The sequence below is a fragment of the Rhodococcus sp. 05-2255-1e genome, from assembly GCF_002259025.1.
GTDB classification, from domain to species: domain Bacteria; phylum Actinomycetota; class Actinomycetes; order Mycobacteriales; family Mycobacteriaceae; genus Rhodococcoides; species Rhodococcoides fascians.
The window spans coordinates 66,749-87,837 of record NZ_NOZE01000017.1; the positions used below are offsets into that span (position 1 = coordinate 66,749).

Sequence of the window (21,089 nt, forward strand, 5' to 3'; positions counted from 1 at the left end):
ACCGGCGAGCTCGGCTTTCGTCACGACGACGCGATCACCGACTCCGCCCGTTGGATCAACGATGCCAGAGCGGTCGACAACCCCTCTGCACCGAGGGCGGGCAAGATGCCCGGAATCAGTGCGGACAGCGTGACCGTCACCAGAGCCTGCGGCTTCATCGCCGCGCCCATCGTCGCCGACATCTGCGTCAATTTGGCGTTCAGGGCCGCGAAATCGACACTCGTCGATTCGTGCTCGAGCGCCACCGCATCGGGCGCGGTCGCCGCTGCGTCGGCAATCAACTGCGGTAGATCGTCGACCGTCTTCGGCTTGGCGCGCGGCGCGAACTCGGCCTTCTCCTCGTCCGTGAGGATGTCGATGGATCGCAGCACCACCTCGGGATCGGAGACGACCGTCCGCAGAATCTTCGACAGCCGCTCGGCGAACGTCGCTATCGTCGATTCGTCGAAGATCGACGTCGCGTAGGTGAACGTCGCCTCGATGTCCTGCAGCGCTCCGGTCTCGTCGAAGTTCTCGACAGCGGTCAACTGAAGGTCGAACTTCGCCTGATCGTCGCCTGCCGGCAGCGCCTGCACCTGCAGGCCCGGCAACTCGAACGTGCCCGTCGCATGGTTCTGGAACGTCAACATCGCCTGGAACAGCGGTGTGTAGGCGCTCGACCGAGCGCGGCCGAGCGCATCGACCAGCCGCTCGAACGGAACGTCCGCGTGGCCGAACGCCGCGAGGTCCTTGTCCTTCGCCTGACGCACCAGGTCCAGGAACGTGCCGTTCGGATCGATCTGCGTGCGCAGCACCAACGTGTTGACGAACATGCCGACCAGGTCGTCCAGTTGCTCCTCGCCGCGTCCTGCGGTCGGGGTGCCGATGCTGATGTCCGACGAGTTGCTCAACCGGCCCAGCAGAACCGCGAACGCGCTGTGCACCACCATGAACGTCGTCGCCGCATGCTCGCGGGCGATCTTCTCTATGGCCGACGCCACGTCGGAACCGAACGTGAAGCCGTACGACGCGCCTTCCATGGTCGGTCGAGGTGGCCGTGGGCGATCGAGCGGCAGTGCCAGTTGTTCCGGCGCTCCCGCCAGCTCGGCGGTCCAGTAGGCCAGCTGCTTCGCCAGCGGACTGTCCGGGTCGTCCTCGCGGCCGAGTACGTCACGCTGCCACAGCGCGAAATCGGCGTACTGCACCGGCAGCGGTGCCCACGACGGCATCTCCCCCGCCACCCGAGCGGTGTAGGCGACCATGACATCGCGGATCAACGGCCCCATCGAGAACCCGTCGGCGGCGATGTGGTGAGCCACCACGGCGAGGACGTGTTCGTCGTCGCCGACCTGCAGCAGCGCAGCCCGGACCGGGACGGTCTTCGTCACGTCGAATCCCGCACCGAGGACGTCCGTCAGGCGGGCCACCACGGCGTCCGGTGCCACCTGTTCGGGTTCGAGATCCACCCCGACGTCGGCGACGCCACCGATCTGCTGCACCGGGCCGTCGACCGAATCGGGGTAGGCCGTCCGCAGAATCTCGTGGCGGCCGAGCACATCGTCGAACGCGCCGCGGAGCGAGGCGATGTCGAGGGCACCGGTCAACCGCACCGCAACGGGGATGTTGTACGCGGACGAACCCGGGTCGATGCGGTTGATCGTCCACATCCGTTCCTGGGCGATCGACAGGGGTAGTCGATCGGGACGCTCGCGCACCGTCAGTTCCCGGCGGGCACCGCCGCCGACGAGCGGCGCGATGTGTGCAGCGAGGCCCGCCACCGTGGACGCCGCGAACACCGACCGCACGGGAATCTGCGCGTCGAGAGCCTGGCCGAGGCGCGAGACCAGTTGGGTTGCGATCAACGAGTTTCCGCCGAGGGCGAAGAAGTCGTCGTCCAGCCCCGCGCGGTCCAGCCCGAGCAGTTCGGCGACGGTCGTCGCGACGATCTCCTCGATCGGGGTGACCGGTGCGCGGAACTCGGTGGCCTCGAAGTGCGGCGCGGGCAGCGCCTTTCGGTCCAGCTTTCCGTTGGCATTGAGCGGTAGCGCTTCGAGCACCACGAATGCCGCAGGCACCATGTACGACGGAACGAGATGCGAGAGTTCGGATTCGACGTGCGCGACATCGACGACCTCCCCGGCCCGGCCGACGACGTAGGCCACCAACTGGTCACCCATGGACTCGCCGCTGTGCACCACGACGGCCGAATCTGCCACTGCCGGCTGCGACCGCAGGGCCGCTTCGATCTCACCGAGCTCGATGCGGAATCCGCGAATCTTCACCTGGAAGTCGGCCCGATCGATGTACTCGAGGTGCGCCGGGGCCTGCGTTCCGTCGCCGACGGGCACCCGCCAGCGCACCAGGTCGCCGGTGCGGTACATCCGAGAACCGTTCGCGTCGAACGGATTGGCGACGAATCGCTCCGACGTCAGGTCCGCGCGCCCGAAGTAGCCGCGCGCCAGCTGCGCGCCGGCCAGGTAGAGCTCGCCGCTGACACCCGCAGGCACCGGATGCAACCGCGAGTCCAACACGAACACCGTCGTGTTCGCCTCGGGAACACCGATCGGCACCGCGGTCGTATCGGCGTCCGTCACCGCGTGCGCGGTCACCGACACCGCTGCCTCGGTCGGCCCGTACAGGTTGTGCAGTTCGGTCGATCCGTTCCGCTTGCGGAACTCCTGTGCGACGGCAGCGGGCAGTGCTTCACCGATCGCCAGCACCCGCCGCAGGCTCGGCGATACCTCGCCCGCGGCGACGGTGCCGAGCATCGACAGCATCGACGGCACCAGGTGCAGTGTCGTCACCGACTGCGTGCGAATCAGTTCCAGCAGGTAGTCGGGGTCACGATGACCGTCGGCCTCGGCCACGACGAGCCGTCCGCCGGAGGTCAGCTGCGACCAGAACTCCCACACCGACAGGTCGAACGTCGCTGCGGTCTTGAGCAGCGCTGCGTCGGTCTCGTCGAGTGCGTACTCCGCACGCAGCCAGTTCAGCTGGTTGACGACGGCACCGTGCGAGACCGCAACGCCCTTCGGACGACCGGTCGATCCGGACGTGAAGATGACGTACGCGGTGTTGGCTGCAGTGAGCACCCCGGTGCGTTCGGACGCGTCAACCGGAGCACCCGAGTAGGCATCGACGTCGAACCGGGCCAGATCCACGATCGGGGCAGCATCGGTGATCTCGGCACCCACATCGCCGGAGATCAGAATGCACGCAGGAGCGGCTGTCTCGAGGACCAACGCGTTGCGCTCGGCCGGCTGGTCCGGATCGATCGGAACGTACGCCCCGCCTGCCGTCGAGATGGCGTACATGCCGACGAGAAGATCGACCGAGCGCCGAATGGCAAGGCCGACAGGCACTTCCGGCCCGACACCCATGCCGATCAGGTGACGCGCGAGCTGCGAGACCCGCTCGGCGAACTCTCCGTACGTCACCACGCCGTCGTCGTGGACGAGTGCGACTGCAGCGCGGTCGCGTTCGGCGGCTGCACCGAACAGATCGGGAAGGGTCGTGTGTTCCACGGCACCGAAATCGTGAACCGTGTCGTTCCAGTCCTCGACGATTGCAGATCGCTCGCCGTCCAGCAGCACGTCGAGATCGCCGATGGGTGTCGACGGCGACGCCACGACGGCGGCCAGCACGGCCTCGAAGCGGGCCACGAGTGAACGGGCGGTGCTCTCGTCGAACAGATCCGTCGCGTAGGTCAGCAGGGCATCGAAGCCACCTGCCGCGCCGTCGCCCTGCTGGGCATCGGACACGATCAGATGCAGATCGAACTGGGAGTTGCCGGTCTCGGTGTCGAGCGCCGAGATTTCCAACCCGTCGAGCTCGAACTCGCGGCGAGCGAAGTTCTGGAACGAGAAGCCGACCTGGAACAGCGGGTGCCGAGCCGTCGAGCGCGTGGGGTTGACCACATCGACGAGCCGCTCGAACGGGATGTCCGAGTTGGCGAACGCCTGCAGATCGGTTTCACGCGCGGCGTCGAGGAGATCACCGAAGGTCGCCTCGCCCGGAACATCGAGTCGCAATACCAGGGTGTTGACGAACATGCCGACGAGATTCTCGATCTCGGCCTCGCCGCGACCTGCGATGGGTGTACCCACGACGATGTCCGAGGACCCCGAGATCCGCGAGAGCAGCACTGCGAAGGCCGCATGCACGGCCATGAAGACGGTCGCGTTGTGCGCACGTGCCAGTTCCGCGAGACGCGCGTGCGCGTCGACGTCGATTCGGAAATCGATGCGATTGCCGCGGAACGTCTGGCTCGCCGGACGCTGGCGATCGAGAGGTAGCTCGATCTGCTCGGGCAACTCCGACAGCGCGGCAGACCAGTATCGAATCTGTTGCGCTGCAATCGATTCGGCGTCGTCCTCGGAGCCGAGAACGTCGCGTTGCCAGAGCGCGTAGTCGGCGTACTGCACCGGCAGCGGTGCCCATGCGGGATCGGACTTCCGGGTACGGGCGGCATAGGCCGTCATGACGTCGGTCGACAACGGCATCATCGACAGACCGTCGGCGCTGATGTGATGGACCACCATCGCCAGCACGAACTCGGTGTCGGAGACTCGGAACAGCGAGGTCTTCAACGGAACCTCTGCGGTCACGTCGAACGTCGACGCCAGCAGCTCCAGCACCCGAGCGGTCACCGATTCCGCGTCGGTGTCGATGACGTCGAGAGTCGTCGGCACCTGGGACATCGGCACAACCACCTGATGCGGTCCCTCGGGCGAATCCGGGTACACCGATCGCAGTGTCTCGTGCCGCTCGATGACGTCCGAGACCGCGCTCTGCAACGCTCCGACGTTCAGATCGCCGCTCAGCCGCAGGGCGAACGGGATGTTGTACGCCGTCGAGTCCGAGTCGAACCGGTTGAGGAACCACATCCGCTGCTGCGCGAGCGACAGTGGAACTCGATCGGGGCGAGGTCCCGGCACCAGCGCCGGCCGCGCGCCCGAGCCCTGCTCGACCCTCGCCGCGAGTGCCGCGACCGTCGGGGCCTCGAACAGCGCCCGGACCGGGACCGTCGTGTCAGCGGAGGCACCGAGCCGGGACACGACCTGGGTGGCCACCAGCGAGTTGCCGCCGATTTCGAAGAAGTCGTCGTCGAGACCGACCCGGTCGAGACCGAGGACGTCGGCGAACACCTCGGCGACCATCGACTCGATCGGAGTCGTCGGCTGCCGGAACTCGCGAGTCCGCGCGGCCGGTTCGGGCAACGCTCGTCGGTCCAGCTTTCCGTTGGTGGTCAACGGAATTGCGTCGAGCACCACGAACGCCGACGGCACCATGTACTCGGGGAGCTGCTCGGCCACCGACGCTCGGACGGCGTCGACGTCGATCGTGGAACCGGTCGCGGGCACCAGGTAAGCGACCAGGCGCGCGGCACCGGGAGCGTCCTCGCGCACGATCACCGCGGCCTGTCCGACGGCCGGAGCCGACAGAACCGACGATTCGACTTCGCCCAGTTCGATGCGGAAGCCGCGGATCTTGACCTGATCGTCTGCGCGACCGACGAATTCGAGCTCACCGGTGGGCGACCACCGGGCGACGTCGCCGGTGCGATAGAGGACGGATCCGTCGCCTGCGAAGGGATCTGCCACGAATCGTGTCGCCGTCAGGTCCGGCCGACCCAGGTATCCCCGCGCCACCTGACCGCCCGAGACGTACATCTCTCCCGGGACGCCCGCCGGCACGAGGCCGAGTCGCGCGTCCAACACGTACACGGACAACCCGGAGATCGCCCGACCCACCAGTGACCCCGATGCCTCCGCGGCCGCCTGCGCGTCGAGCGCCCGATGCGAGACGTGGACGGTGGTTTCGGTGATGCCGTACATGTTGACCAACTGTGGGGAACGATCGCCGTGCCGATCGAACCAACCGCTCAATCGACGCAGCTCCAACGCTTCCCCGCCGAAGACGACGTAGCGCAGTGCGTACTCGGCAGCACCCGATGCCGTGCGGTCGGCCTGGTCGAACTGGTAGAAAGCAGACGGGGTCTGGTTGAGCACGGTCACGCGTTCGCGAATCAACAACTCGCGGAGCGCTTCCGGCGACCTCGACGTGAAGTAGTCGACCACGACGACGGTGCCACCCGTGGTGAGCGGGCCCCACAGTTCCCACACGGAGAAGTCGAACGCGTACGAGTGGAACAGAGTCCAGACGTCGGCGGGACCGAAATCGAAGTGCCGCTGGGTGTTCGCCAGCAGGCGGACGACGTTGCGGTGCGGGACGACGACGCCCTTGGGGGTGCCGGTCGAACCCGAGGTGTAGATGACGTACGCAGCTTCTGCGGCCGTCACCGCGGGAAGGACGTCCGTTGCGAACCGGGAATCGTCCGCTGGGGTGTCCATGTCGACCCTGGGCAGTTCCGGCGGTAGCGCGACCTCGACACCGGTCCAGGTCAGTACCGCGGCGGGACGCGAGTCGGCGAGCACGAACTCGATGCGATCGGCCGGGTACGACGGATCGATCGGTACGTATGCACCTCCGGCCTTGAGCACCGCGAGCAGCGCCACCACGAGATCGGCCGTGCGAGGCAGTACGACTGCGACCGCGGATTCGCGGCCGACACCCTGTGCGACAAGAACTCTCGCCAGTGCCGTCGACTCGGTGTCGATGTCTCCGTACGTGCGCGACCGACCGTCGAAGACGACGGCGGCAGCGTCCGGGTTCTCCGCGACCCTGGCCGCGAACAGGGAGACGATGGAGTCGGCAGAATCCGCGACCGCCGGTGCGTCCTGGGCAAGGGCGAGAACGTGATCGCGCTCGGCCGTATCCATCACCGGGATGTCCCCGACGGGCTGCTCGGCATCGGTACCGACCGACTCCAGCACGCGGATCAGGCGCTCACCGAAAGCGCGGGCTGTGTCCTCGTCGTAGAGATCACGGGCGAACGTCACGTCGATGGCCGAGCTGCCGTCCGCCGGGTTCTCGGTGAACGTGAACTGAATGTCGAACTTCGCCGTCTCGACGTCGAGATCGACTCCGCGCACGGTCAGGCCCGGGAGCTCGAGTTCGGTCTGCTCCATGTTCTGCACGGTGAGCATCACCTGGATCAGCGGATGCCGCGCGGCCGACCTCGGTGGGTCGAGTACTTCGACGAGTCGCTCGAACGGCACCTCCGCGTGCGCGAACGCCGACAGATCGGTGTTGCGCGTACGGGCGAGCAGTTCGGTGAAGGCAGCACCGGGATCGATCTCGGTGCGCAGCACGAGGGTGTTGACGAACATACCGATGACGTCGTCGAGTGCCGCCTCACCGCGACCGGCGACCGGAGTACCGATGGCGATGTCGGTTTCGCCCGACAACCGGGAGAGCAACACCGCGAGAGCAGAGTGCAACACCATGAACAGTGAGCTCTGATTGGCGCGGGCTACCGCACCGAGACGCGCATGCGTCTGCGCATCGAGCGTCAACCGAATGTTGCCGCCGCGGTAGGACGACCGATCGGGACGCACTCGGTCGCCGGGGAACGTGCTCTCGTCCGGCAGTCCCGACAGCGTTCGCGTCCAATGTCGGATCTGGCCGGACACCGGTGAATCGGGATCGCTCTCGGAACCGAGCACGGTCTGCTGCCACAGGGTGTAGTCGGCGTAGCGAACCGCGAGCGGTGCCCAACCCGGTTCGCTTCCTGCACTCCGGGCCGCGTACGCGATCATGAGGTCGCGAGTCATCGGTCCGATCGAGAAACCGTCTGCGGCAATGTGATGTGTGGCCAAGGCCAGCACATACCGGTTCGAGTCGAGCTCGAGCAGGATGGCACGGAGTGGGGGTGCGGCCGTGACGTCGAAACCCTGCACGAAGAACTCGGCCAGGGCGGCGGTGACGTCGTCGGCGGTGACCTTCGTCGGTGCCAGTTCCGGAGCCACCTGCGCTGCGGGGACGATCACCTGAGACGCCACCCCGTCCACCTCGGGGTAGACGGTGCGCAGCGATTCGTGCCGTTCGATCACGTCGGCCACGGCAGAGCGCAGCGCGGCGACGTCGAGGTCACCGATCAGTTCGATGGCGACGGGCAGATTTTCCGTTGCCGAATCGACGTCGAAACGGTTGAGGAACCACATCCGGCGCTGGGCGAGCGACAGCGGAACGAAGTCCGGCAACTCGGTGCGCACGAGAGGCATCTTTCGTCCCGATCCCGAGAGTTCGTCCAGCTTCGCCGCCAGAGCCGCCACCGTCGACGCCTCGAAGATGGTCCGAACACTGACCGTGGTGTCCGTCGCGGCACCGATGCGCGATGCCACCCTGGTCGCCACGAGCGAGTTACCGCCGAGAGCGAAGAACTCGTCGTCGGCTCCGACGACGTCGACGCCGAGCACGTCACGGAACACCTGCGACACCACGATTTCCGACGTGGTCGTCGGAGCGCGGAAGGCACGCTGCTCGATATCAGGTGCCGGGAGCGCGCGCCGGTCGAGCTTGCCGTTGGCGGTCAGCGGAAGTGCGTCGAGCACGACGGTCGCAGCCGGAACCATGTATCCGGCGAGCGAGCTGGCGGCGAACGCCGTCAGGTCAGCCACGTCGACGGTCGCACCGGAGGCGGGGACGACATAGGCGACCAGTTGATCTCCGGCGACGGCCGTCTGCCGAACCAGCACCACGGCCGACTCCACCGACGGGTGCCGGCGCAGCACGGTCTCGATCTCCCCGAGTTCGATGCGCAGACCACGCAACTTGACCTGGAAGTCTGTGCGGCCCAAGTACTCCAGACGCCCGGTGTGAGACGAGGACTCCCGCCAGCGCACCAGATCGCCGGTGCGGTACATACGAGAACCCGGTTCGCCGAACGGATCCGGCAGGAATCGATCTGCCGTCAGATCCACTCGACCGAGGTAGCCGCGGGCCAGTTGGACTCCGGCGAGATAGAGCTCACCTGCGACCCCGGGAGCAACCGGGGACAGTCGGGAGTCGAGGACGTACGTTCTGGTGTTCCACACCGGGACACCGATCGGAACCAGGTCGACGTCCGCCTCGGACACCTCGTGATAGGTGACGTCGACAGCCGCTTCGGTGGGTCCGTAGAGGTTGTGCAGCGCCACGCCCGGCAGGACGCGTCGGACGCGTTCGCCGACCTCGGCGGGCAGCGCCTCACCGGAGGCGAACAGCGTCCGCAGCGACGCGGCTGCGGACGACGCCTCGGCTGCGACGACGGAGACGAAGACCTCGAGCAACGACGGCACGAAGTGTGCCGTCGTGACCGACTGCGCCTCGATGGTCTCGAGCAGGTACTGCGGGTCTCGGTGCCCGTCCGGCTTCGCGATGACCAGCGTCGCCCCGATCTGCAACGGCCAGAACAGTTCCCACACCGACACGTCGAACGTGACGGGGGTCTTCTGCAACACGACATCGTCGGCGACGAGCTCGTATTCCGACTGCATCCACAGCAGACGGTTGACGATTGCCTCGTGTGTGACGGCCACGCCCTTCGGCTGCCCGGTCGACCCGGACGTGAAGATGACGTATGCGGTGTTCGTCGGTGCCAGAGCACCGATTCGGTCCGCGTCGGTGATCGGTGCATCGGAGAACCCGGACAGATCGAGAAGGTCGATGTCGATCACGTCGAGCCCGTCGGCATCCACCGAGTCTCGTGACGTGCTCAATACACACACCGGTGCCGCGGTGCGCAGGATGTGCGCAATTCGCTCGGCAGGCTGATCCGGGTCGATCGGTACGTAGGCACCGCCCGCCGCGACGATCGCGTGAATTCCGACGAGGAGCTCCACCGAACGACGGGCAGCGATCGCCACGGTGGTCTCGGGCCCGACACCACGATCGACGAGGTACCGCGCAAGACGAGCCACCCGTGCGTCGAACTCGCCGTAGGACACCGACTCGTCACCGAATACCAGTGCGGTTCCGTCGGATTCGACCGACCGCCCGAGGGAGGCCAGCGTCTGCGACCGGTCGACGTCGTGGTCGGTGTCGTTCCAGTCGTCGAGCACGCGCTTGTACTCGACGTCGTCGAGCAGTTCGATGTCGCCCACGACGGTCGAGAGGTTGTCGGCGACGGATTCGAGGACCTTGATCAGGCGCTCACCCAAGGTGACCACCGTGGACTCGTCGAACAGGTCGGTGGCGTAGGTGACATCGAACGTCATACCCTGCGCCGCGCCACTGGGTCCGAACGATTCGACGAACGTGAACTGCAGGTCGAACAGTGCAACCAGGGTCTCGAAGTCGACGCCCGAGACCGACAGTCCCGGTAGTTCGAGATCCTTCTGCCCCAGGTTCTGGAACGCGAGCACCACCTGCACGAGGGGATGACGTGCCGTGGAACGTACCGGGTTGAGGATCTCCACCAGACGCTCGAACGGAACGTCCACGTGTGCCAGCGCCGACAGATCGGTCTCGCGAGCATCGGCGAGTACCTGGTCGAACCTGCGCGCGGTGTCGATCTCCGTTCGGAGCACGAGGGTGTTGACGAACATGCCGATCAGGTCGTCGAGCGCCGCCTCACCGCGGCCCGCGACCGGTGTGCCGATCGCGATGTCGGTCTCGCCGGACAGCCGCGAGAGCAGTACCGCGAGGCTGGTGTGCACCAGCATGAACAGCGACGCGTTCTCACGTCGGGACGCCTCGATCAGAGCGCGATGCAGTTCTCCGTCGATCGAGAAACGCACCAGCGCACCGCTGTTCGACGCCACCGCCGGCCGGGGACGGTCGGAGGGCACATCGAGCTGATCCGGCAGACCGGCCAACGTCGTCGTCCAGTAGTCGATCTGCTGCGAGACCACGGACGTGGGGTCGTCCTCGGAGCCCAGCACCTCGCGCTGCCACAGGCTGTAGTCGGCGTAGTCGACCGGAAGCGGAGTCCAGTACGGCTCCTGGTTCATCGACCGCGCCGCATAGGCATTCATGACGTCGCGGGTGAGCGGGCCGAGCGAGAAACCATCGGCGGCGATGTGGTGCACCACGAACACCAGCAGGTGCTCGGTGGGGCTCACCTCGAACAACCGAGTACGGAACGGGAGGTCCTTCGACAGGTCGAATCCTGTCGTCGCCAGCTCGCGCATGGCATCGGCCACCTGATGCGCGGAAATTTCGATCGGCGTCAATTCCGGTGTGGCCGTCTGTGCGTCGACGATCACCTGATGAGCCGTGCCGTCGGTCTCCGGGAACACCGTCCGTAGAGACTCGTGCCTGGCGACGACGTCCGCGACCGCGATCTGCATGGCCCGGCGGTCGAGCAGACCGGACAACCGGACGGCGATCGGGATGTTGTTGGCCGCCGATTCGACGTCGAACTTGTTGAGGAACCACATCCGCTGTTGCGCCAGTGACAGCGGAATGTGCTGCGGACGCTGCTGCGGTACCAGCGGCGGCCTGCTGCCGGTGGCGACCAGGGTGCCCAGTCTGGCTGCGAGGTCGGCCACCGAGGACGCGTCGAACAGCTCGCGAACGGCGATCCGGGTGTCCAGCGCGACGCCGAGTCGGGACACGAGTTGCGTTGCGATGAGCGAGTTTCCGCCCAGCTCGAAGAAGTCGTCGTCGAGACCCACGCGCTCGACGCCCAGCACCTGGGCGTACACCTCGGCGACGGTGCGTTCGATGTCGTTGGTCGGTTCGCGGTACTCGGTGACCTCGAATGCGGGGTCGGGCAACGCCTTTCGGTCGAGCTTTCCGCTGGCGCCGAGCGGGAACTCGGGCAGCACGATCAGCGTCGACGGCACCATGTACTCCGCCAGACGGCCGCGTAGCGCCGACAGAACGGCTCCGGTGTCGACCGACACCCCCGAAGGAACCACGTATCCGACGAGTTGGTCGCGGCGGACCACGACTACGGCTTGAGAGACCGACCGCTGCGCGAGCAGCGCCGTTTCGATCTCACCCAGTTCGATGCGCAGGCCGCGCAACTTGACCTGGAAGTCGGAACGTCCGACGTATTCGAGCTCGCCGTCGCGATTCCAGCGCACGACGTCGCCGGTGCGGTACAGCCGCGCGCCGCCATCGGCGAACGGGTGAGCGACGAACCTGTCCGCGGTCAGGTCGGGGCGTCCCACATAGCCGCGCGCGAGCTGGGTGCCGGCGAGATAGAGCTCACCTGCAACACCGACCGGGGTGGGATGCAGTCGCGAATCCAGTACGTAGACAGCAGTGTTCCAGACCGGAGCACCGATCGGCATGACGTCGGAGTCCGAATCCGTGACCGCGTGGTACGTCACGTCCACGGCCGCCTCGGTCGGTCCGTACAAGTTGTGCAGTTCCACCGACGCGACAGCACGCCGCAGTGCGCGAGCGGTGGTGGGCGGTAGCGCCTCGCCGGAGGCGAACATCAGTCGGAGCGAGGCTCCCGCGCTGCGACGCCGCTCGACTTCGGGCACGAACACCGACATCATCGACGGCACGAAGTGCACCACCGAAACGCGTTCGCGCGCAATGACATCGAGCAAGTAGATGGGATCCCGGTGACCGTCCGGAACGGCGATCACCACCGAGGCACCCACCTGGAGCGCCCAGAAGAACTCCCATACCGACACGTCGAACGTGGACGGCGTCTTCTGCAGCACCACGTCGCGTGGAGTCAGGGCGTATTCGCCCTGCATCCACAGCAGCCGGTTGACGATCGCGTCGTGCGACACCCCGACACCCTTGGGACGGCCCGTCGAACCCGACGTGAAGATGACGTACGCGAGGTTCCGCGAACGCAGTGGGGCGCGTCGGTCGTTGTCGCGCAACGGTTCCGACGACAGGTTAGAAGTATCGAGCGTGTCGATGTCGATCGTGTCGACGTCGGGGAATTCGACATGATCGCGCACGGTGGACAACACCCGGATCGGTGCCGCGGTGGCCACGATGTAGTCGTTGCGATCCGCCGGTTGGGTCGGGTCGATCGGCACGTATCCGGCCCCGGCCTTGACGATCGCGTACATGCCGACGAACAGGTCGAGGCTGCGGGCGATCGCGAGGCCGACCAACGTGTCGGGCCCGACGCCCAGCGAGACCAGATGGCGCGCAAGACGGTTGACGCGTGCATCGAACTCGGCGTACGTCAGCCGCTCACCCTCGAAGACCAGCGCAGTTGCGTCCGGGGTCAGGGCGACCTGTCGGTCGAACAGGTCCACCAGAGTGATGTCGGCGGGGACCTCGTGTTCGGTGTCGTTCCATTCGGCCACCACGCGATCGTGCTCGCCGTCGTCGAGCAGATCGATGTCTCCGACGGCCACCGACGAATCGGCCACCACGGCCGTGAGCATCCGTACGAACCGGTCGGCGAACCCGCGAACGGTCTCGGCATCGAAAAGGTCTGTCGCGTAGGTCAGTTCGGCGGCCATACCCTGTCCGCGGCCGTCCAGTCCGATCGACTCGGTCACGGTGAGCTGCAGGTCGAACTTGGCGATTTCGGCATCGAGGGCGACGCTGTCCACCGACAGGCCCGGCAGGTCGACGTGTGTTCGGGTGAGGTTCTCGAACGAGAGCATGACCTGGAACAGCGGGTGTCGAGCTTGCGACCGCGACGGGTTGAGGACCTCGACCAGACGCTCGAACGGTAGATCGGCGTGGCCGAAGGCTCCGAGCGCGACTTCGCGTGCGCGGCCGATCTGTTCGGAGAACGTGCGTCCGGAGTCGATGTCGGTGCGCAGAACGAGCGTGTTGACGAACATACCGACGACGTCGTCTAGCGCTGCGTCACCGCGGCCGGCGACCGGAGTACCGATGGCGATGTCCTCTGTGCCCGACAGTCGGGCCAGCAGCACGGCCAGTGCGGCGTGGACGACCATGAACAGCGATGCGTTGTGGGTATGTGCCAGAGCGGACAGGCCCTGGTGCACATCGGCAGGCACGTCGAATCCGATGGACGAGCCCTGGTAGGACTGGCGACTGGGGCGCGGCCGGTCGGTCGGCAGATCGAGCTGGTCGGGTAGGCCGGCGAGGATGTCGGCCCAGTAGTTCACCTGACCGGAGATCAACGACTGCGGATCGTCCTCGGAGCCCAGAACCGAACGCTGCCACAGGCTGTAGTCGGCATACTGCACTTCCAACGGCATCCAGGCCGGGTTCTCCCACGCGGTGCGCGAGGCGTAGGCGATCATGATGTCTCGGGCCAGCGGTCCCATCGACCATCCGTCGGCCGAGATGTGGTGCACCACCATGGCGATCACGTGTTCGCGTGGGCCGATCTCGAACAGTCGCGCCTGGATCGGAACGTTGACGGTCACGTCGAACGTCGTCGACGCGAGCGCGAAGACCTGTCGCTGAATGTCGGCTGCCGAGGTCGGAATCGGCATCAGGTTCGGCACCGTCTGAGCGGCGTCGAGAATGGACTGCTGCGGTCCGTGCGCGGTGTCGGGATAGACGGTGCGCAGCGACTCGTGCCGGTCGATCACATCCATGATGGCGACCTGCAGTGCGGCGACATCCAGGTCGCCGGTCAGCTTCAGCGCGAACGGAATGTTGTATGCAGCGGAGTCGACGTCGAACCTGTTGAGGAACCACATGCGTTGCTGCGCAAGCGACAACGGGATGCGCTCCGGCCGGACGGTCGCGACCAGTGCAGTCCGGCCGCCCTCCCCCGCCGCCTGTTCGACGCGCACCGCGAGCAGTGCAACCGTCGACGCCTCGAACAGCATGCGCACCGGCACGGTGGCGTCGAGTGCCACTCCGAGCCGCGAGACCACCTGGGTGGCGATCAGCGAGTTACCGCCGAGCTCGAAGAAGTCGTCGTCCAGTCCTACCCGCTCGACGCCGAGAACCTCGGCAAAGACGTCGGCGACGATCTCTTCGATCGGTGTCGTCGGTGCGCGGAAATCTCGCACCTCGAACACCGGCGCAGGCAGTGCGCGCCGGTCCAGCTTTCCGTTGACCGTCAACGGAATCGTCTCCAGCGCAACGAACGCCGACGGAACCATGTACTCCGGCAACAGTTCGGCGATACCGGTTCGCAGATCCTCGAGGTCGAGGGTCGGCCGACCGTTCGCCACCGCCGAGACCACGTAGGCGACCAACCGGGCCGCCCCGGGCGAATCCTCACGGACGACGACGGCGGCTTGGGTGACGGCGGGGTGCGCGGTGACCGCGGCCTCGACCTCGCCCAACTCGATTCGGAAGCCGCGCACCTTGACCTGATCGTCGGAGCGGCCCAGATATTCGAGCTCGCCCGACGCGTTCCACTGCGCCAGATCGCCGGTGCGGTACAGCAACGACCCGGCATCGGAGCCGGAGGCGAACGGATCGGCCACGAACCGCACCGCGGTGAGCGGCGCGCGTCCCAGGTATCCGCGCGCCAATTGTCCACCCGCAACGTACATCTCGCCGGGCACCCCGACCGGGACCGGATGCAGCCGGGTATCGAGAACAAAGACGCGCAGCCCTGCGATCGGCTTGCCGACCACCGATGCGGTCGTTGCGACGGACGCGGAGCCCAACGCTTGATACGACACGTGCACCGTGGTCTCGGTGATGCCGTACATGTTGATCAGCTGCGGTGCACGATCGCCGTGCCGCTCGAACCAGCCGCTCAATCGACGCTGTTCGAGGGCCTCGCCGCCGAAGATCACGTAGCGCAGAGACAGCTCGCCGCCGGTCGAGGCCGCCGTGCGATCGGCCTCGGACAGTTGGTAGAACGCCGACGGAGTTTGGTTGAGCACCGTCACTCGTTCGTCCACGAGCAGCTGATGGAACGCTTCGGGTGAGCGCGAGGTGAAGTAGTCGACGACCACCAGAGTGCCGCCGTACAGCAACGGACCCCACAGTTCCCACACCGAGAAGTCGAACGCGTAGGAATGGAACATCGTCCACACGTCGTCGGCTCCGAAGCCGTAGACCGCATCGGTGTTCGCGAGGAGCCGAACCACGTTGCGGTGCGGCACCAGAACACCCTTGGGGCGACCGGTCGACCCCGAGGTGTAGATGACGTACGCGACGTTGGTGGGGCGAAGCGGGCGAATGCGATCGGTGTCGGTCACCGGTGCGCCCGAGATCGACGACAGATCGACCGTGTCGATGTCGACGAACGTTGCGCCGATGCGAGATTCGACGTCCGCGGGCAACTCGATCGGGTCCGTTCCCGAGAAGAGAATCGATGTCGGACGCGCATCGTCGAGCATGTATTCGACGCGGTCCAGCGGGTAGCTCGGATCGACGGGGAGGTAACCGCCACCGGCTTTCACGACCGCGACCAGCGCGACAACGAGTTCCGCCGACCTCGGTAGTGCGACCGCGACGAGGCTCTCGGGGCCCACGCCGTGCGAGATCAGTACGCGGGCAAGGCGATTGGTCCGAGCATCGAACTCGGCGTACGTCAGCGACGTGTCGCCGAAGCGCACGGCCACTCCGTCCGGCTGTGCCGAGGCCGCGGCGTCGAGCAGGTCGATCAACGTCACGTCGCGAGAGACGTCCGGCCCGGACACGTTCCAGGTGGACACGACGGACTCGTATTCGGCGGCGTCCACGATGTCGACGTCGCCGACCGGAACCGACGCGTCGGTGGTGACTGCGTCCAGAATTCCGAGGAAGCGCCGCGCGAAGCTGTCGACCAGATCTGCGTCGAACAGATCGGTCGCGTACTCGAACACCGCATCGATACCCGCGGCAGTTCCGTCGACCTGATGCTCGGTGAGCCACAGCTGGAGGTCGAATTTCGCTATCGGGACGTCGAATTCGGCGGCCACGGCGCGAAGCCCGCCGACGGTGAGTTCACGAGACATGGCCGATTCCAGGGAGAGCGCCACCTGGAACAACGGGTGCCGTGATGTCGAGCGGACCGGATTGAGAACCTCGACCAGGCGCTCGAACGGAACGTCGGCATGCGCGAATGCCGACAGGTCCGTGTCGCGGACGCGAGCGAGCAGCTGCTCGAACGACAGTGCCGGATCGACATCGGTACGAAGTACCAACGTGTTGACGAACATTCCGACGAGGTCGTCGAGTGCAGGCTCACCGCGACCGGCCACCGGCGCGCCGATGGCGATGTCGGTGGTGCCGCTCAGTCGAGCCAGCAACAGCGCGTACGCCGACTGCATCACCATGAACAGCGACGAGTTGTTCGCGCGGGCGAGATCGGCCAGAGCACTGTGCAACCGGGCCGGAATCTCGATGCGCAGCTTGCTGCCTGCGTTGGACGACACGGCGGGGCGGGGCCTACTCGACGGCAGCGCCAGCTGATCGGGTAGATCCTCGAGTGTGGCACTCCAATAGGCGATTTCGCGTGCAGCGAGCGAATGCGGATCGGTTTCGGGACCGAGTACCGCACGCTGCCAGAGCGCGTAGTCGGCGTACTGGACCTCGAGCGGCGTCCACTCGGGAGCGCGGCCCTGTATCCGGCTCGAGTAGGCCAGCAGGACGTCGCGCGCCAACGGTCCGAAGGAGGCTCCGTCGGCAGCGATGTGGTGCAGGACCATCGCCAGTTCGTACTCGGTGGGCGACATCTCGAACAGCGCGATTCGGAACGGCGTGTCGATCGTGACGTCGAAGCCCTTGGCCACCAACTCGTGCAGTCGGCCACCGAGCTCGTGCCGTTCGATGCGGATCGGGGTGATCGTGGCCGGTGTCCTGGCCGCGTTGAGCACGACCTGCTCGGGCGATCCGTCCACTTCCGGGTACACGGTGCGCAGCGTCTCGTGTCGTTCCACGACGTCCGCGAATGCGGCCGACAGGGCACTCACGTCGAGTGGACCGCTCAGATGGACCGAGAACGGCAGGTTGTACACCGCAGTGGCCGGATCGAACCGGTTGAGGAACCACATGCGTTGCTGTGCAGGCGAGAGTGGGATGCGCTCGGGGCGTTCCCGGGATTCGAGGATCGGGGTGTCGGATCCGCGGCCGGCGGCCGACTCGGCCCGGGCGGCCAGTGCGCCGACGGTGGGGGCCTCGAACAGCTCGCGCACTCCCAGGCGTACTCCGAGTGCGCCGCCGACTCGTGTCACCAACTGTGTGGCGATCAGCGAGTTGCCGCCGAGCTCGAAGAAGTCCTCGTCCAGACCGACCTTGGACGCGCCGAGCAGGTCCTCGTAGATTCCGGCGACGACGTATTCCGCGCGACTCTGCGGTGCTCGGTACTTCTTGGCGCTGGTGAACACCGGCTCCGGCAACGCTTTTCGATCGAGCTTCCCGCTGGTGTTGAGCGGCAGTGCATCGAGCACGACCACTGCTGCGGGAACCATGTAGGACGGCAGCGCATGCCCGGCGAATTCGATGGCCTCGGCGGAGTCGATGGACTTCCCCGGCCCGGCGACGACGTAGGCGACGAGTTGGTCGCCGGTGACCGTCTGCACGACCAATGTCACTGCCTGCGAGATGGATTCGTGTGCGAGCAGCACGGTTTCGATCTCGCCCAGCTCGATGCGCTGGCCACGGAACTTCACCTGGAAGTCGGTGCGTCCGATGTAGTCCAGCACTCCGTCGCTGCGCCACCGAACGAGGTCGCCGGTACGATACATCCGCTCTCCGGCGTCGCCGAAGGGGTTGGCCACGAACCGATCCGAGCTCAGGTCGGGGCGACCCACGTAGCCCCGCGCCAGCTGGACGCCCGCGAGGTAGAGCTCTCCCGCTTCTCCCACCGGAGTGGGTCGCAGCCGGCTGTCCAGTACGAAGGCGCGGGTGTTCCACTCGGGCACACCGATCGGGACGGTTCGCGTGTCCTGTGGGCTGCTCTCGTGGTACGTCACCGAGACCGCCGCCTCGGTGGGACCGTAGAGGTTGTGCAGTCCTGCGGCGCAGACGGATCGGAATGCTGCTGCCGTCTCGACCGGAAGCGCCTCGCCGATCACGAAAACGTGACGCAGCGAAGCACAGGTGTTGGCCGGCGCGTTGGCGACGAACACGGTCAGCATCGAGGGCACGAAGTCGGTGACCGTGACGCGATGCTCGGCGATCCTGTTCGCCACATAGACCGAGTCGCGATGCCCGTCGGGGGTGGCGAGCACCATCGTCGCGCCCACTCGAAGCGGCAGGAAGAAACCCCACAGCGAGACGTCGAACGTCGTCGCCGTCTTCTGCAGATAGACATCGGTGGTATCCATCGGATACTCCGCCAGCATCCACTCCATCTGATTGTGGATGGCGGCGTGCTCCACGGCGACGCCCTTCGGGCGGCCGGTGGAGCCGGAGGTGTAGATGACGTACGCGGTATTCGAAACACGAAGCGGCGCAATCCGTTCCGGGTCGCGGACCGGAGCGGACGACCGGGCGGACAGGTCGACCAGATCGACGGCGACCGTGTCGGTGCCCTCGGGCAGCGACACGTCGTCACGCGACGAGATCAGTACGCACCGAGGCTGCGCGGAATCGAGGATGTAGGCCGTGCGTTCGGCAGGATGATCCGGGTCGATCGGCACCCACGCTCCGCCTGCCGCCACGATGGCGTACATGCCGACCACGAGATCGAACGAGCGTCGAATGGACAATCCGACGAGAGTCTCCGGGCCGACGCCCATGTCGATCAGATGGCGAGCGAGGCCGTTCACCCGCGCCGACAGTTCTCCGTAAGTCAGGACGTCGCCCTCGTACACCAGAGCCGTGGCGTCGGGACGAGCTGCCGCAGCAGCCTCGAAGGCGGTGAGCAGAGTGCTGGGCGTGGTCTCGTGTTCGGTGTGGTTCCACTCCGAGACGACCAGTGCGCGCTCGGATCCGTCGGTCAGAGCCAGGTCCCAGACGAGGTCCGTCGGGGCTGCTGCCACGAAACGGCCGAGGAAGTCGACGAACCGCTCGTGATTGCGGCCGGACTGATCGGGGCCGTACAGGTTGGGGTTGGACTCGAAGTCGATGTGGGTCGTGGCCCCGGCGACGCTCGTGTAGAGGTTCAGTCCGAAGTCCTCGATGAGGCCGGTGGAGAGGATGTTGATCCCGCCGACCATCGATCCCAGGCGTACCTCGCCGAAGAACAGCATGATGTTGACCCAGGGACCGAAGAACGCAGCTTGACCGCTTGCGCCGCCGGCGTCGCGGCGAATGTCCTCGTGCCGGTACCGCTGGTGGCGCAGTGCGCCGGAGACCTCGGCGTTGACGCGCGCCAGCATCGTTTCGACGGTGGTGTCGCCCGAGACGTCGAACCGCAGCGGCACCACGTTGGACACCATGCCGCCGGAGCGGCGCAGTACCGCGGTGGTTCGCGCGGTCACCGGCAGTGACAGCACGACGTCCTCGCGGCCGGTCATCTGGGCCAGATACGCCGCGAACGCGGCGATGACGATGGTCGCCATCGTCGTGTCGGTCTCGGCGCGCAGGGCATCGAGACTGCTCATCGTGTCGGCAGACAGAGCGGTGCTGTCGATCTGACTCTTCGGGGCCGGCGGAGCGGTGTGCCCGGCGAGGGTGGTGACTCCGTCGATTCCGTCGATCCGCGACGCCCAGTACTCGCGATCGGCCTGGAAGCGGCTCGAATCGCGGTAGGACATCTCGATGTCGTAGACCTTGGTCAGATCCGAGGCCAGGTTCTTCGTCGGTTCGGTGCCCTCGACCTCGGACGTGTACAACTCCGCAGCGCGGTTCATGAAGGTCACGGCACCGAAGCCGTCGAGAACGACGTGGTGCACGCGCTCGTACCAGAACCAGACATCGTCCTCGATACGCAGGACGGTGGCGGCGATCAGTCGATCGCGAAGAATGTCGATCGGAGCGCTGTAATCGGCGTGCATCCACTCGAGGGCGGCCGCGCGAGGGTCGTTCTCGCCGCGCAGATCCACCAGTCCGAGCGAGTCGTCCAGGGTGGGGTCGACGATCTGTCGTGGCTCCGCGTCGATCTCGGTGATACGGACGAAACCGGACTGCAGTTCGAGGGCTGCGCGTGAAGATGCGCGCCGCAACAGTTCGACGTCGAGATCACCGCGCAGTTCGACGTACTGCGCGATGTTGGCGGGTACCGAGGGGTCCACGTGCTGCGCGAACCACATCCCCAATTGGGCCGGTGACAGTGGGAACGAGGGATGCTGCCGACTGTCGACTCCCGTGTCGTCGTCTCCAGCACCTTCCACACCTAGCGGGTCCAATCGATTCCTCTCTTTCCCACAATCACACGCGCCCCCACCGGCCGCCGAAGCGGCGGACAACGATGGGCACCGAACACATCGAGCAAGCTGACTACGTCGATCTCTATTTTCTCACCATGAACAACTCGGAAGTTACCTTTCAGTACTTATCCGTCGAGATGGGCCGGACCGTTACATGCCCAGCAC

The 21,089-nt window shown here is 66.3% G+C and carries 1 protein-coding gene, 1 tRNA gene and 1 pseudogene; 1 reads left to right on the forward strand and 2 read right to left on the reverse strand.

The window, feature by feature from the left end; genetic code table 11:
• Nucleotides 1–20: 20 nt before the first annotated feature.
• Nucleotides 21–10,925 (reverse strand): non-ribosomal peptide synthetase, encoded by a 10,905-nt coding sequence (locus CH262_RS27600; protein WP_179275006.1) that lies wholly within the window; start codon nucleotides 10,923–10,925, stop codon nucleotides 21–23.
• Here CH262_RS27600 and CH262_RS27605 point away from each other — a divergent pair.
• Nucleotides 10,878–10,984 (forward strand) — tRNA-OTHER (locus tag CH262_RS27605). The two genes, CH262_RS27600 and CH262_RS27605, sit on opposite strands and share 48 nt — an antisense overlap.
• A 391-nt stretch (nucleotides 10,985–11,375) precedes the next feature.
• Here CH262_RS27605 and CH262_RS28435 read toward each other — a convergent pair.
• A pseudogene (locus CH262_RS28435) lies at nucleotides 11,376–20,888 on the reverse strand (amino acid adenylation domain-containing protein); the annotation flags it as partial.
• Nucleotides 20,889–21,089 lie beyond the last annotated feature (201 nt).